Source organism: Pseudomonas sp. F220 (assembly GCF_057813935.1).
The window spans coordinates 1-1,094 of record NZ_JBVASJ010000104.1 but is presented as its reverse complement, the minus strand read 5'-3'; the positions used below and the strand labels follow the sequence as shown (position 1 = coordinate 1,094).

The window sequence follows — 1,094 nt, the reverse complement described above, 5'->3', positions numbered from 1 at the left end:
GGCGGCCGCGACAACTGAGTGCAACACCTCACCCTCCGGTAAGGTGCCGCCATGTCCTATACAGAACTCAGCGTCGAAGAACGCGCCACGATCCAGGTCGGGCAATATCAAGATCTTAGTCAGCGCGAGATAGCTCGAATGCTTGGCCGAAGCCCCTCTACTATCAGCCGCGAGCTTCGTCGTAATCGGTCCCTCAATGGGGGTTACGTTGCCCACGTCGCACAAGCTCACTCTCGCGAGCGCCGTACAGTTTGCCGCCCGGCCAGAAAATTGGTCATGGGCAATGAACGTTTCGAGCTGGTGCTTCATTTGCTTCGAGAACGCTTTTCTCCAGAACAAATCGCGGGCAAGCTGCGCGTCATGAAGATCAATTTCGAAGAAGCCTACGTTTGCCGGGAAACCATCTATAAAGCGATCTATGCGATGCCCGTCGGGGAGTTGCGCAAGGAGCTGGTGCAGTGTCTGCGACAAGGCAAGAGCACACGTAGGCCGCGCGCTGGGGGCGTTGATCGTCGCGGCCAGATTCCCGATATGGTCAGTATTCACCTGCGCCCGCCGGAGGTTGAAGACCGTTTGATGCCGGGGCATTGGGAGGGCGACTTGATCAAGGGGAAGAACAACGCCTCGGCGGTCGGGACGCTCGTTGAGCGCTCCAGCGGCTACTTGATGCTGGTGAAAATGAATGACGCGACGGCGACGTCGGCGGTCGAAGGGTTCAGCGCGGCGCTCAATGGCATGCCGCTGGCAGCTCGTAAAAGCATGACGTATGACCAGGGTAAGGAAATGGCCAAGCACGCCGAACTCACTCAGAAGACGGGCATCGCTGTTTACTTTGCTGACCCGCACAGCCCCTGGCAGCGCGGGACCAACGAGAACACCAACGGCCTTGTCCGCCAGTTTTTGCCGAAGGGAACCGACCTGTCCAAGCACACTCAGGAGGAGTTGGACAAGTTTGCGTATTTGCTGAACATCCGACCACGCAAGCGATTTAACTGGCTGTGTCCGATCGAGGTATTCACTCAGCTCATGGGCTTGCAACATGAGGCTCCTGCTTCAATTCAATAGCCGTGTTGCACTCAGCTCCTGCAACCGCC

General features: G+C 57.7%; 1 protein-coding gene. It reads left to right on the top strand.

Annotated elements, in window-relative coordinates; all coding sequences use genetic code 11:
* Positions 1–51: 51 nt before the first annotated feature.
* The gene (locus ACZYSM_RS29165) at positions 52–1,065 is read left to right on the top strand and encodes an IS30 family transposase (protein WP_489077134.1); all 1,014 of its coding nucleotides are present in this window, start codon (positions 52–54) and stop codon (positions 1,063–1,065) included.
* Positions 1,066–1,094 lie beyond the last annotated feature (29 nt).